The sequence below is a fragment of the Candidatus Filomicrobium marinum genome (assembly GCF_000981545.1).
GTDB classification, from domain to species: Bacteria; Pseudomonadota; Alphaproteobacteria; order Rhizobiales; family Hyphomicrobiaceae; genus Filomicrobium; species Filomicrobium insigne.
In genome coordinates this window covers 3,449,508-3,462,859 of sequence record NZ_LN829119.1, presented here as the reverse complement: position 1 = coordinate 3,462,859, position 13,352 = coordinate 3,449,508, and the positions used below count along the sequence as shown (strand labels likewise).

The 13,352-nt window shown below is 55.8% G+C and carries 11 protein-coding genes; 7 read left to right on the top strand and 4 right to left on the bottom strand.

All coding sequences use genetic code 11. The features are described from left to right. Positions 1 to 5 precede the first annotated feature (5 nt). Positions 6 to 1,238 (bottom strand): site-specific integrase, encoded by a 1,233-nt coding sequence (locus tag YBN1229_RS16190; protein WP_052744018.1) that lies wholly within the window; start codon positions 1,236 to 1,238, stop codon positions 6 to 8. Between the two features lie 761 nt (positions 1,239 to 1,999). Between YBN1229_RS16190 and YBN1229_RS18930 the strand changes: the two genes are divergently transcribed. Both YBN1229_RS18930 and YBN1229_RS16180 read left to right on the top strand, forming a co-directional pair. Next, entirely contained in the window at positions 2,000 to 2,170 is a 171-nt protein-coding gene (locus YBN1229_RS18930) for a hypothetical protein (protein WP_160298726.1), read from the top strand. 101 nt (positions 2,171 to 2,271) lie between these two features. After that, entirely contained in the window at positions 2,272 to 4,092 is a 1,821-nt protein-coding gene (locus YBN1229_RS16180) for a methanol/ethanol family PQQ-dependent dehydrogenase (protein ID WP_046480287.1), read from the top strand. A gap of 170 nt (positions 4,093 to 4,262) precedes the next feature. Here the strand turns inward: YBN1229_RS16180 and YBN1229_RS18580 are convergent, their stop codons facing one another. The 3 genes from YBN1229_RS18580 to YBN1229_RS16160 all read right to left on the bottom strand — a co-directional run bounded on the left by YBN1229_RS18580 (position 4,263) and on the right by YBN1229_RS16160 (position 6,800). Then, positions 4,263 to 5,429 carry an SRPBCC domain-containing protein gene (locus tag YBN1229_RS18580; protein ID WP_082101179.1) on the bottom strand — a complete coding sequence of 389 codons (1,167 nt, stop codon included), beginning with the start codon at positions 5,427 to 5,429 and terminating at the stop codon, positions 4,263 to 4,265. Next, positions 5,380 to 5,721, bottom strand: a complete 342-nt coding sequence (locus YBN1229_RS16165) for an ArsR/SmtB family transcription factor (protein WP_046478318.1) — start codon at positions 5,719 to 5,721, stop codon at positions 5,380 to 5,382. The genes YBN1229_RS18580 and YBN1229_RS16165 overlap by 50 nt, the downstream gene beginning before the upstream one ends. A gap of 167 nt (positions 5,722 to 5,888) precedes the next feature. Beyond that, positions 5,889 to 6,800, bottom strand: a complete 912-nt coding sequence (locus YBN1229_RS16160) for a LysR family transcriptional regulator (protein WP_046478319.1) — start codon at positions 6,798 to 6,800, stop codon at positions 5,889 to 5,891. A 325-nt stretch (positions 6,801 to 7,125) separates the two neighbouring features. Between YBN1229_RS16160 and YBN1229_RS16155 the strand changes: the two genes are divergently transcribed. Genes YBN1229_RS16155 through leuD form a run of 5 tightly spaced genes read left to right on the top strand, consistent with a single transcriptional unit; the run spans position 7,126 to position 13,327 of the window. Then, positions 7,126 to 8,085: a tripartite tricarboxylate transporter substrate binding protein gene (locus tag YBN1229_RS16155; protein ID WP_046478320.1), complete on the top strand. Its 960-nt coding sequence runs from the start codon at positions 7,126 to 7,128 to the stop codon at positions 8,083 to 8,085. Positions 8,086 to 8,124: 39 nt separating this feature from the next. Then, complete coding sequence (locus tag YBN1229_RS16150) at positions 8,125 to 10,143, top strand: tripartite tricarboxylate transporter permease (protein ID WP_046478321.1); 2,019 nt, start codon at positions 8,125 to 8,127, stop codon at positions 10,141 to 10,143. A gap of 47 nt (positions 10,144 to 10,190) precedes the next feature. After that, positions 10,191 to 11,267 carry a tartrate dehydrogenase gene (locus YBN1229_RS16145; protein WP_046478322.1) on the top strand — a complete coding sequence of 359 codons (1,077 nt, stop codon included), beginning with the start codon at positions 10,191 to 10,193 and terminating at the stop codon, positions 11,265 to 11,267. A 26-nt stretch (positions 11,268 to 11,293) separates the two neighbouring features. Continuing rightward, entirely contained in the window at positions 11,294 to 12,715 is a 1,422-nt protein-coding gene (leuC, locus tag YBN1229_RS16140) for a 3-isopropylmalate dehydratase large subunit (RefSeq protein WP_046478323.1), read from the top strand. A gap of 3 nt (positions 12,716 to 12,718) precedes the next feature. Next, positions 12,719 to 13,327, top strand: a complete 609-nt coding sequence (gene leuD / locus YBN1229_RS16135) for a 3-isopropylmalate dehydratase small subunit (RefSeq protein ID WP_046478324.1) — start codon at positions 12,719 to 12,721, stop codon at positions 13,325 to 13,327. Positions 13,328 to 13,352: the final 25 nt, after the last annotated feature.

Genomic DNA, 13,352 nt, shown 5'->3' with positions numbered 1-13,352 from the left:
GCGGTCTAGCGTTCTGTATGATCTTGCGGATCTGAATGCGTGGCTTGATTCCCGGAAGGTGGCGGCGACGTTTGAAGAATCAAAGCGCCGGAGAGGATGTTGTCGATGGCTTGTCCGGTTTGGCGTGAGGTCTCTTTGGCTCTCTGGTTGAAGATGTGCAGGTAGAGTTTGGTGGTTTCGATGCTGGCATGTCCGAGGAGTGCGCCGACGGCGCGAGCTGAAGCACCTTGGTCGCCGGCGAAACTGGCAAACGAATGCCTGAAGTCGTGCAGGCGGAAACCCTCAAGACCTGCGCGCTTGCGGATCTTGTCCCAGGGCTTTTTGATTTCGCTGATGCATGACCCGGCTTTACGTCCGACCATGTAATAGGGGTTTCCGTCGACCTCCGGAATGGCATCCAGGATGCTCATGGCGAAGGGACCCAGGTGGAGGACCTTTTTGCCGGTTTTGCTGTCGGGCAGGTGGGCGATCATGCGGTGGCGGTCGACGTAGTTGCGCTTGAGCGTGAAGATTTCGCTGCGCCGTGCTCCGGTGAAGAGAAGCAACAGGATGGTTGCCACCTGGATGCGGGAAGCCTCGTTCCGGAGTAGTGCTTCGTGCATGGCTTTGGCCAGGCGTTTGAGATCGTCTTGCGATAGGAATTGGGCGCGGCTGATTTCTTTGTATTTGCGAACGCCTCTGGTGGGGTTCAATGCTTCGGGGATAAGCTCCTCGATGATGGCCCAGTTGAAGACGAGACTGATAAGGGCGCGCGCATGGTTTGCTGCGCTAGGGACCATGATCAGGGATTGATGGAACGCCGAACAATCCGCTCGTTTGAAGTCCTTGAGGGGCTTATCCTTGAAATAGGGAACGATGACCCTATTCGCGATGCGTGTGTATTCCTTGAGCGTGCGCGGTTTAATGAAGGGACCGTGGGCGACGGCGAACCTGTCGAAAGCTTCCTTGAACGTAAGGTAGGGATCTGCGGTTGCGGGCGAGGCGACTGTGCGTTGGAAATGTTTATCGACGTTGCGCAGGATATCAGAGGCACGCTGTCTCGCTTTGTCGGCCGACCATGCGGGATGTGAACCGATGGTGATCCAGCGCTGGCTTCCCCTGTAACGGGTTTTAACAAAGAAAGTGATGGTGTTTTTGCGACGTCGTGCGCCGAAGCCCCTGAGGTTGGTATCGCGGATGGTGTCGCCGGGGCCTAGGGCCTTTATGGTGGTTTGGGTAATGGACTTTATGATGTTCATCTGCCGCCCTGTTGGGTTGAGGGTTGCCTGATGCTGTATTGGTCCGGGCTACCACGTGGTTTCGTGGTGAAGGTGCTGCGGGCTACCAATGGGCTACCAGGGCAAAGCGGTAACAGGGCGTATTGTACGTGGTCGGATAATATTGGCCAGCCTGAAAAACCATGGAGAGTCAGTATGATACCGTATTGTTCCGTAACTCTCCGGAATGGCGATGGACGACTTCTAAGCAGTAGGTCGCAGGTTCGAATCCTGCCGGGATCGCCAATGAATTCATTGGCTAATTTAGTGACCGATTTTAGGGGCGCTGGGCCCAGGCTACCAACGGGCCACCAGGGCGAAGCGCCTTCCTTCCGTAACAATCCGTACTCTTACCGTGGTTTGCAGGTCGAAATGTAGGTTTGCGGCCTGCGGCGTTGCACGCGTGCTGTGCCTGGGGTTGTGTTCCCCCTCTTTGGAGGTCTAGCAGGCCAAGACAATTTAGAGAACGCTTCGCGTCCTTGAGGGCCAGCGTTGAACAGCGAGCCCCTCCGGTTGTCACGGAGCGGGTAGGTCAAAGCGTCTGCAACTACGTATCCGGGAAAAGCTGCTGGTGCCGCTGGCAGTGATCAAGTTGGCGGAGGGCGGTTCAACCAACAGATTCTGCGAGGGACAAGTGCAGAGGGGTGCGGCCAACAGGATCGCGGCGCTCAAGTTGCGCTTCACCGTCGACATCTGGGAAGCGATCGTGGCGTCTGCCCGAGGCGTGAAGGCGTTGGTGATTGATGGTCCGATTTTGCCGGGTTTCGGCGGTGCTCAACTACCGCTTCGGCATTCGTCTTGGCGGGCAAGAAGAAGTTGAACGGCACCACTATAGCTTCGGATTGCGGCTCGCGGACATCGGGAAGGCCCTGATGCCGCTCCGGAGCAGTGTCATCGCTCAACCGAATGGTTGACTTTCCGATAGGGCGGGGATATTCAACCAATGGGTTGAGGGAAAATGTTGCAAGCCCGCGGCCCTAAGGACACCAATTTAATATTGGATGAGGAAACAAAGATGGCAAAGGGCCAACTAGGGCTAGCGCTGACCTTGGTCAGTATGTTTGCGACAACTGCTATCGCCAATGATGACGTCGCAAAAAATACGAGCGATCCAAAACAATGGGCGATGCAATCCGGTGATTATTACAATCAACGGTATTCCAAGCTGGATCAAATCAACACGACTAATGTCAAAGATCTCAAGGTCGCCTGGACTTTCTCGACGGGCGTGTTGCGGGGCCACGAAGGTTCGCCGCTCGTGATTGACAATGTCATGTACGTGCATACCCCGTTCCCAAACAACGTCTATGCGTTGGATTTGAACAGCGAGGGGAAGATTCTCTGGTCTTATGCCCCTAAGCAAGACCCCGCAGTGGTCGCAATAATGTGCTGCGACACAGTGAATAGAGGTGTCGCTTACGCGGATGGAACGATCTTTCTTCATCAGGCCGACACTGCTGTCGTAGCTCTCGATGCGAAAACGGGGAAAGAAATCTGGAAGGCAGTGAATGGCGATCCCAAAAAGGGTGAGTCGGGGACTGCTGCACCGCTTGTCGTCAAGAACGCAGTGATCGTTGGTAATTCTGGCGCTGAATTTGGTGTGCGCGGTCACCTGACGGCTTATGACATCAAGAATGGGAAACGCCTTTGGCGTGCCTACGCCACAGGTCCGGACGATGAAATTCTGTTTGACCCCGAGAGGACAACATCCCTGGGTAAGCCGGTTGGCCGGGATTCGTCCCTCAAAACCTGGAACGGCGATCAGTGGAAGATCGGCGGAGGAACAGCGTGGGGTTGGTTCTCATACGATCCCGAACTCAATCTGATCTATTATGGGACGGCAAATCCGTCGACTTGGAATCCTGCACAGCGTGCTGGTCCGGATGGGAAGCCCATCGACCAAAAATGGACGATGGCGATAATCGCTAGAAATCCGGAAACTGGTGTTGCGGCGTGGGCCTATCAAATGACACCGTTTGACGAATGGGATTACGACGGTGTCAACGAAATGATACTTGCGGACATTCCGGTAAATGGAGAGGTTGTTCCGGCGCTAGTCCACTTTGATCGAAATGGCTTAGCTTATACGATCAATCGAAAGACGGGAATTCCGCTCGTTGCTGAGAAATTCGATCCGGTTGTCAACTGGACGTCTGGTGTGGACTTGGATCCCAAGAGTTCAACATATGGGCGTCCGAAGGTCGTCGCCAAGTATTCAACATTCCAAAACGGTGAAGATGTAAACGTGAAGGGAATTTGTCCGGCTGCGCTTGGAACAAAGGACCAACAGCCGGCGGCATTCTCTCCAAAGAGTGGTCTCTTCTACGTGCCGACCAATCACGTCTGCATGGACTACGAGCCGTTCCGGGTGAGCTACACTGCGGGTCAGCCGTACGTTGGCGCGACGGTGTCGATGTACACTGCTCCCAACAGTCATGGCGGCATGGGTAACTTTATTGCTTGGGATGCTGGGAAGGGAGAGATCAAGTGGTCGGTCCCTGAACAGTTCTCGGTTTGGTCTGGCGCGCTTGCTACTGCTGGTGACGTTGTTTTCTACGGCACTCTTGAAGGATACCTGAAGGCTGTCAGTGCTGTAGACGGCAAGGAACTATTTAAGTTCAAGACCGCATCCGGCATCGTTGGCAACGTGTTCACCTACGAGCACAAAGGCAATCAGTTTGTTGGTGTCTACTCGGGCGTCGGCGGTTGGGCCGGCATCGGTTTGGCTGCCGGTTTGACTAATCCCAATGATGGTCTGGGTGCAGTCGGCGGTTACGCTGGCCTTAAGCAATACACAAACCTGGGCGGCAGCCTGACGGTATTCTCGCTCCCTTAGCGCTTCCTCCTAAAATCGCGGTTGCGAGATTTGACTAGTCCGGCGCAATGCGTCGGACTATTTTTATGTCTTAAGCATTTGGAATTGCAATTACGAGCAACAAAGATTTGTACGAATCTGTTTGCGAAAACTTGTCTTAAAGACCGGCGCTTCTGAGGTTTAAACCGTGATCAATCTCGGCTCAAAGCTTTGTCGAGATCCGTTTCAACGCCCGCTTCATCTTCGGACACTACATCTGAGAACGCAGCGAGATACTTCCAATCCGTTCGAGGAACTGGATGCTTGCCATCTGGTACGAAAGGCGACTCCGCAACGAGAGCCATTTTATGAATATACCGAGGGCAATTGGGAAATACCGCATCGATTGCAATGCGTACGATTGACCGCGCGCCCGGGTACCGACTAAAAAGCTTATCGTTTTCCGTGAATATCTGAGCGCGTCCGTTCACCCGTAATCGCGCTTGCTTTTCAAAATCGACGAATAGCAAGCCGACTCGGCCATTCTCGCTAATATTGCCAACAGAAATTAGCATTCCATTCCCGTCAAAGTCTGGAAATGCTAATGTCTTATTGTCGATGATGTTAACAAAGCCTCGGGCTCCGCCCTTATAGGAGCAGCTAGGCTGTCCATCCGCATCGGTCGTGGCTAGGAAAAACATATTCTGTCGAGCGATAAACACGGCGTCCACGACATTTAATTCGTGTTTTACCGTGAGCGCCTGAAGGCGATCGGCTAGCTTTCGAGTGCCATTACGATCCTGGAGACGACGGTGCTCATCAGTAAAAAACTCTCTGCTAGGGTTGTCGGCTTCTTGCTGATCAATAGGAAGGTGGAGCCTGGAAGTTGGTTCCAATTTTTCCAAGCACCTGCTCCAGTTGATACGGTAGAGCTCGGCGGCCTCGCGGTCAGCGAGCTTTTCGTGGCTGAGCGTCAGTTCAGTGACATCGGAACTTCTACGCCGAAGATCTGCAATCACTAAGGACGTGGCGCCTCGCAGTGCTGAAACGGGCCCATCATATGTCCAGGTAATAGATACTCGTTTGTTCTCAATGATCTCGATATACGTGCCGGTTATAGAATATGCGCTGCCGTCGCCATGGAGGCCGTCGATACGGTATTGCCCCCCTGGTCGGAGGTCTGCAGTGACGGCTGTGACGCTATCAGCTCCTGGAGCCAACCATTGCGCAATTAGCCTCGGCTCGGTCCATGCAGCAAAAACGGCTTCTGAAGAGGATTGAATTTTTCGAACCAGAGTTACCGCGACATTCTTCTGACGGTTTCGCGCGCTAGTTCTCATCTTTTTTACCCTCTCGACGCAGTACTTCTTCGAGTGCATCCAGTCGTTGATTCCAGAAGCGTTCGTATCCAGAGAGCCAAGTGTAGGCCTCGTTCAACGCATCTGCGTTTAAAGTGCAAATGTGATTGCGGCCCCTTACCTCCCGGTAGACTATACCTGCCCGTTCAAGGGACTTCACATGCTTGGAGATTGCTGACAGCGACATTGAGAATGGAGGAACCAATTCTGTGATGCTGTAGGGCCTGACCGCAAGCAGGCTGACTATCTCCCGACGGGTCGGATCGGATAGAGCATGGAAGACGCAGTTGAGGCGATCGGTTTCATCATACATTGCTTAAATGATCATGTCGGCGGGGCCAGCTGCAGTGTCTTGATTACGGCGTTATGGGGGCGTCGAAGAGCGACGCGCCAATTACATATCGTAGGGCAATTTGACTAGAAGAGCCAGAGGTCGGGAGCTTTGTTCGTTGCGCGGTTGATCCTCAGCACATTTAAGATTCATGCTGCTGGCAGTTCGCCAAAACGTTGCTTTAGTCGATCAGCAAGAAAATTTACGAACGCTCGGACTTTAGCGGAGAGATTGTGACGCGCCGGATAAACGGCGTAGATGTCAGCGTCTGGTTGGGAGTAGCGAGGCAGCACAAGCCGAAGCCGATCCGCCTCCACGTGGCGCAAGATGTCCCACTCCGACCGCAGCATCACTCCATGCCCATCGAGCACCCACTTCAACGCGATCTCGCCGTCATTGCTGCTGAGCGCTCCTCTTACCTTGATGGTCGCTAAACGGTCGTTTCGCTGTAATTTCCAAAGGTCGTAGGTTTCGTTGTCCTGTCGCAGAACAATGCAGTTGTGGTGCTCAAGGTCCTCGAGGCGCTGAGGTGCACCGTGCTGTTCGAGATAACTCGGCGCAGCGCACATCAGCCGCCGATTGCACTGGAGCTTGCGCGCAATCAAACGCGAATTTGGCTGACTTCCGAAGCGTATTCCGAGATCAAACCGTTCCTCCACGAGATTGAATGGCGCATCGCTGAGGACGAGCTGTATTTCCACGAGCGGGTGGCACTTCGAGAATTCCGAGACGATCGTGGCAACGTGCTCACGTCCGAATCCGAACGTCGCGTTGATGCGCAGCAGGCCTTTCGGGGTCGCGCTCGCGTCGGTCAACGACTCGTTCAGATCATCGATGTCTCGAAGAATCTGGATCGCACGCTCGTAATAGGCTTCGCCTTCGCCCGTCATACTGACGCGCCGCGTGGTGCGATTGAGAAGACGGACGCCAAGCCGGTCTTCCAGTTTAGCGAGCCGCTTGCTGACCGCAGGCGGCGAGACGCCGAGTTCCAGCGCCGCCGCAGCGAAGCTGCCCTTGCGCGCGAGGAGAATGAAAAAGGCTAGGTCGGTCTCGGCCGTCATTCGTAACTCCAGGTTCATAATCAAGTGAACCGAATGAAATTATCATCTTTTTAGGCTGCATTATTGTTAATCGCATCGCGCGCATCAGGGCGCGGACAACGGGCGAGGGATCGGCGATGTACGCCGGCAGAGACCCGTAAAAGTCGGAGGAAACGTCGGACTTGGCGAAGGTCACTTCAGGACGTTCTGGAGGCCAACAAGATCCGATTCAGATGATCATGTCCGGCCGTACCGCGGCTGAACTGTGCCAGCACTTGGAGTCGGTCTCACGGAACCGGACAGCTGCTCGGCCGAACGGTCAATCATGTCTTCAAGGAGGAACCCCATGAAAACTCCAACAAGAGCGATTGCTACGGCGATTGCCTTCGCAACCCTAGGCGTCGGTTCGGTGCTGGCTGCGGACTTTCCGAGCAAGCCGATCGACTACATCATTCCGTTCAATGCTGGCGGCGAGTCCGATATTTCGGCGCGTTTTCAGCAATCTGTTTGGGAAAAGCATGCCGGCAAGCCGGTGGTGATCCAATATATGGCGGGTGCGGGAGGTGCGCAGGCCTGGTCGAAGCTGAACGGCATGGAATCCGACGGCCATACGATCATGGGCATCAACCTGCCACATACGGTGTTGCAGCCCATGATCAAGGATGTCGGCTACAAGACCGACGACCTGACGCCGGTTCATTATTTCCACTACACGCCAAACGCGATTTTCGTTCCGAAGGACAGCAAGTTCAAAACGCTCAAGGACCTCGTCGAATTCGCGAAGGCTAACCCCGGCGTCGTAACATTCGCAGGTTCCGGGTCTAACTCCGCAAACCACCTCGCGGCCGCGCAATTCAACGAACTGGCCGGAGTAAAGACGACCTATATTCCCTTCAGTGGCACTGGGCCGGCCATCACCGCGCTCGTTGGAAGCCAGACGTTGGCAGGCTTCAACTATGCACCGTCGGGTATCAAGCAAGGTGATGCCATCCGGATGCTTGCGGTCGCTTCCGAAGAACGCATGCCGGCTTTCCCCGACGTGCCGACGTTCAAGGAACTGGGCTATGACCTCGTTGGTGGAGCCTACCGTGGCGTCTCGGTGCCCAAAGGGGCATCCGACGAGATCCGAAAAAAGGTGTCCGATCTCGTCGCGGCAATCAATGCTGATCCGGAATTTCGCGAGAAAATGGAAGCCGGCGGATTTGTTCTGACCGATGTCACTTACGACAAGGTCGGGGCGTTCGTCGAAGGCAAGAAGGCAGAATATGCCAAAGCGGCCGAACTGCTCGGTTTGAAGAAGAAGTAATCCGCACTTCAAGCACCGAGAGGGAAGGACGCCACCGCCATGGAACTCCTGGGGTACCTCATCGATTCGCTTACGCCGTTCAATCTCCTTCTGGCGCTGGGCGGGGTAATTCTGGGAACAGTCGTCGGCGCTTTGCCGGGGCTGTCGGCAACCATGGCGGTGGCCGTCCTTGTGCCTTTCACCTTCACGATGAATCCGGCGAGCGCACTGATTGCTCTTGGCGCCATCTACACAGGGGCGATCTATGGGGGCGCGTTCGCCGCGATCCTCGTCAACACGCCGGGTACGCCGTCGGCGATCGCCACGACCTTTGATGGTTATCCAATGGCCAAGCGCGGCGACGGTGGGCTTGCCATAAGCATCGCGACTATCGCCTCCGTTGCCGGCGGCATCGTCGGGGCGCTGAGTTTACTGCTCCTGGCTCCGCCACTCGCCCAAGTCGCTCTCAAGTTTGGCCCGCCGGAATACTTCTGGCTTGCCGTATTCGGGCTCACGCTGATCTCGGTGCTTTCGGTCGGAAATACGATCAAGGGATTGATCGGCGCGAGTATCGGCCTTCTGATGTCCATGATCGGTGTCGCGGTCGTTGGCGGCGATGTGCGCTACACGCTGGATACCCAGATCCTCCTCGGTGGGATCGACATTACTTCCGGTTTGATCGGGCTGTTCTGTATTCCGGTGATCATCGACTTGGTGGCAACGCGTGATCCGCATTTGAAGGTTTCGGATGGTGATGGCGGAATTCGCTTGGGAGAAGCGTTCCGAACTACGCTCCGGGAGAAGTTCAACCTGATCCGTAGTTCTGTCATCGGAACCGTCATTGGAATTCTGCCAGGCGCCGGAGGGTCAATTGCTGGACTCGTCGCATATACCGAAGCGCGCCGCAGTTCGAAACAATCTTCGGAATACGGGACAGGGCATCCGGGAGGGATCATTGCGACGGAATCCGCCAACAACGCCACCGTCGGCGGCGGCTTCATCCCCACGCTGGTGCTGGGTATTCCCGGTACACCTCCTGATGCGATCATTCTCGGAGCGCTTCTCGTTCAAGGCATCAAGATCGGCCCGACGCTTTTCAATGATCAGGCTGGGACCGTTTACACGTTCATCTTCGGACTATTGATTGCGACGCTTCTGATGCTGCCGGTCGGTCTTTTGATCGGGCGTTATGCCTATCGTTCCATCATCTCTATTCCCAAGGCTCTGCTCACTCCGACGATCGCGTTTCTTGTCATCATCGGCAGCTTCGCGATCCATAGCGATATCAGCGACACCTACATGATGATTGTGCTTGGCGTGATCGCCTGGGTGCTGGAACGCTTCGGCTTCGCCGCGTCACCGATCGTGTTGGGCTTGATTCTCGGAAAGATTGCAGAGCAGGGATTCGTACAAAGTTATCTCATTGGCAGTGCGTCTGAGAATGTCTTCGGCATGTTCTTCGGCAGGCCCATCAGCATTGCGTTGATCGTAGCGGCAGCCCTTACCTTGTTCTATCCGCTGATCGCGGACCATATCATGCCGAAGAAAGCCATGGAGATTGACCTCCCGAGATCAGCGGAAGAAGACGCACGTCCAGTCAAGCCTCTAAAATACCGCGATTATCCGGGCATGACGATTGCTGGATTGCTCATCGTCATCGGTGTCCTGGCAATCATGGGCACGGCTGACATGAGCCCCCTGGGCTCGGTGTTTCCGACCACCATTTCCGCAGCAATGATCGCCTTCTGTTTGGTTCTCATCGCAGTGAACTTGCTGCGACCCGCTGCGCCAGCTGACGGTCTGCCGGATGATCGACCGGTCGCCTCGAAACCATCGACGTGGCGGCGCGTTGCGGTGACCCTCGCACTGGCCGCGTGGGCTGTCGCCATCGACCAGATCGGCTTCATCGTGGCAAGCCTCGTCGGATTCGTAGTCGTTACCTTCATCTCAAATCACGACAGGATCGGCGTCTTGCGCTGGCTTGCATACCTGATCGTGGCCTGTGGCATTGTCGCGGGATTTTACCTGCTGATGTCGGAGGTGCTTCTGATCCGGCTTCCCAAGGACGTGCTGTTCTGAGGCGAGGCTCTATCGACAAATCTGCAAGATCAGTATCGGAGAAGAAAATGCGCACGTACAAAATTGCTGCGATTCCAGGCGATGGCATCGGGACAGAAGTCGTCTCGGCGGGAATCGAAGTCCTTAATGCGCTGGCAATGCGCGACGGCAATTTTGAGTTCTCTTTCGACCATTTCGACTGGGGTGGAGAGCTCTATAAGAAGACCGGTCGCATGATGCCGGAGGATGGCCGAGACCAGATCCGTGACCATGACGCGATCCTTTTCGGGTCGGCCGGTCACCCAGAGATTCCCGACCACATCACGCTGTGGGGCTTGAGACTCAACATCTGCCAACCCTTCGACCAGTACGCCAACGTGCGCCCTACCCGCATTCTGCCGGGGATCAAATCTCCGCTCCGCGGCGTCACTGAGAAGGAGCTCGACTGGGTCATCATCCGCGAGAACTCAGAGGGCGAATATGCTGGTGTCGGCGGCCGGGTGCATCAAGGTTCGCCGCTGGAAGCGGCGACGGATGTCGCGATGTTTACGCGCCCTGGGGTGGAGCGGATCATCCGTTTCGGTTTCAAGCTGGCACAATCACGTCCAGCGAAACATCTCACCGTCGTTACAAAGTCCAACGCGCAGCGCCACGCTATGGTCATGTGGGACGAGATTGCCGCTGAGGTCGCCAAGGAGTTTCCGGGCGTTACTTGGGACAAGATGCTGGTCGACGCGATGACCGTGCGCATGGTGATGCAGCCAGAATCACTCGACACGATCGTGGCGACCAACCTACACGCCGACATCCTGTCGGATCTTGCCGCCGCACTTGCCGGCTCGCTCGGCATTGCGCCGACGGCGAACCTAAATCCCGAACGGAACTTCCCTTCCATGTTCGAGCCCATCCATGGATCGGCGTTCGACATCACGGGTAAAGGTGTTGCCAACCCTATTGGGACTTTCTGGACGGCGGTCATGATGTGCGAACATCTCGGCGAGAACGATGCCGCGAACCGCCTGATGAAAGCCGTTGAACGCGTAACGGCGGACGAGCGTTTCCACACCCCAGACCTCGGCGGTAAGGCCCGGACCGCAGACGTTACGGCGGCGGTGATCGACGCGATCCAGGGGGAAAACGCCTGACATCCGGATCTACAATCGAGGCGGCCATGAAGACACCACGAACGCTCTACGACAAGATCATCGATGCGCATACAGTGAGAACGCTCGATGATAAGGGGCTCATTCTGCTCTACGTCGACCGAACGATTCTCAACGAATACACCAGTCCTCAGGCTTTCACCGGTCTGCGGAAAGCCGGCCGCAAAGTATGGAATCCCAAGGCCGCTTTGATGGTCGTCGACCACGTTAATTCAACGGCTGCCCATCGCACAGATCGTATGCCGGATGCCGGGGGGCAGCGACAGGTGGAATACTTTGCTGAGAATGCCCGAGACTTCGGCATCGAGCTATTCGACATTCTGGATAAACGGCAAGGGATCGAGCATGTCGTCGCCCCCGAACAGGGGCTTGTCATGCCCGGCATGGTGGTCGCCGCCGGAGACAGTCATACTACTACCTACGGCGCGCTCGGCGCGGTTGCATTCGGCATCGGCACCTCCGACATTGAGCATTATCTGGCGACCCAGACCCTCGTCTATCGTCGTCTAAAGACCATGCGCGTGTCGGTGACTGGTCCCCCGGCGGTCGGCATTACCAGCAAAGATATCGTTATGGAGGTCATCCGGCGCATCGGTGCAGATGGAGCGACGGGCTACGCCGTGGAATTTGCTGGCGATACCCTTTACGCGATGAGCGTTGAGGCCCGGATGACGGTCTGTACCATGATCGTTGAAGCAGGAGCGCGTGGCGCTGTGATGGCCCCTGATGAAAAGGTCATCGCGTACATCCGCGGGCGTCCCAGAGCGCCGCGAGGAGCGATGTGGGAATCCGCAGTCGAGAGTTGGCATCTGCTGAAGTCCGATGCAGATGCGCGGTTCGATCGGGAGCTGAAAATCGACGCTGCTGACGTTGCCCCCATGGTGACGTGGGGCACGAGCCCTGATCAGGCCGCAACCATAACGGATGTCGTACCGCACCCGGAAACGCAGATCGATGTGACGAGACGTAAGGCGGATTTGCGCGCGCTCGAATACATGGGCCTGATGCCAGGAACTCCGATCGCTTCCATTCCCATAAGTCACGCCTTCATTGGCTCTTGTACCAACTCGAGGATCGAGGATTTGCGTGATGCGGCCCAAGTTCTAGATGGGCGGAAGGTGGCTCAGAACGTGCGTGCGATTGTCGTGCCGGGTTCGACCCAGGTCCGTACTCAGGCGGAAACTGAGGGAATTTCTCAGAAGTTTATCGATGCCGGGTTTGAATGGCGACAATCGGGATGTTCGATGTGTCTTGCCATGAACGACGACGTGCTGAAACCCGGCGACCGCTGTGCCTCTTCCACAAATCGTAATTTCGAAGGACGTCAGGGGGCCGGCGCGAGGACGCACCTGATGAGCCCCGCGATGGTCGCTGCCGCTGCCGTCGAGGGGCACATCACCGACGTTCGAAAATTCAGAAGCGGAGCATAAACTATGGAGCCCTTTCACACTGTAACGGGGCCAGCAGCTCCGCTTTTGGCGCCAAACATCGACACCGATATTATCATGCCGAAGACGTTCTTGAAGGGGGTGGATCGCGAAGGGCTCGATGTCGGTGCGTTCAATTTGCTTCGCTTCGCGGACGGCAAACCAAACCCGGATTTTGTTCTGAACAAGCCCGGCTACGAAGGATGCCGGTTCCTTGTTGTGGGGCCTAACTTCGGGTGCGGCTCGAGCCGCGAGCATGCTGTGTGGGGATTGTCGCAGCTTGGCATCCGAGCGCTTATCGGAACAACGTTCGCTGGCATTTTTAATGACAATTGCAAAAACAATGGCCTCCTGACGATTGTCCTACCTCCGGAAACCGTTGCAATGCTCGCTCACTATGCAAGCAATCCCGAGCGGAACACGTTCACCATCGATCTCGCACAGCAAACGATCTTTCTCGATGCCACCAGCGAGGAGATTATGTTCGACATCGATGCTACGCGGAAGGAGATGCTGATCAAAGGCCTGGATCCGGTGGGCGTAACGCTCGAACACGCGGACGAGATTCGAGCATTCGAAGCGCTCCACAAGGAGAATCAGCCCTGGTTCTTTTAAAAAAATCGAACGATTTGCTCTTGAT

Bases quoted from the DNA above. Each gene is read 5' to 3' on its own strand.
- YBN1229_RS16190 (WP_052744018.1), bottom strand. From the start codon at position 1,238: ATGAACATCATAAAGTCCATTACCCAAACCACCATAAAGGCCCTAGGC.
- YBN1229_RS18930 (WP_160298726.1), top strand. From the start codon at position 2,000: ATGGTCCGATTTTGCCGGGTTTCGGCGGTGCTCAACTACCGCTTCGGC.
- YBN1229_RS16180 (WP_046480287.1), top strand. From the start codon at position 2,272: ATGGCAAAGGGCCAACTAGGGCTAGCGCTGACCTTGGTCAGTATGTTT.
- YBN1229_RS18580 (WP_082101179.1), bottom strand. From the start codon at position 5,429: ATGCACTCGAAGAAGTACTGCGTCGAGAGGGTAAAAAAGATGAGAACT.
- YBN1229_RS16165 (WP_046478318.1), bottom strand. From the start codon at position 5,721: ATGTATGATGAAACCGATCGCCTCAACTGCGTCTTCCATGCTCTATCC.
- YBN1229_RS16160 (WP_046478319.1), bottom strand. From the start codon at position 6,800: ATGACGGCCGAGACCGACCTAGCCTTTTTCATTCTCCTCGCGCGCAAG.
- YBN1229_RS16155 (WP_046478320.1), top strand. From the start codon at position 7,126: ATGAAAACTCCAACAAGAGCGATTGCTACGGCGATTGCCTTCGCAACC.
- YBN1229_RS16150 (WP_046478321.1), top strand. From the start codon at position 8,125: ATGGAACTCCTGGGGTACCTCATCGATTCGCTTACGCCGTTCAATCTC.
- YBN1229_RS16145 (WP_046478322.1), top strand. From the start codon at position 10,191: ATGCGCACGTACAAAATTGCTGCGATTCCAGGCGATGGCATCGGGACA.
- leuC (WP_046478323.1), top strand. From the start codon at position 11,294: ATGAAGACACCACGAACGCTCTACGACAAGATCATCGATGCGCATACA.
- leuD (WP_046478324.1), top strand. From the start codon at position 12,719: ATGGAGCCCTTTCACACTGTAACGGGGCCAGCAGCTCCGCTTTTGGCG.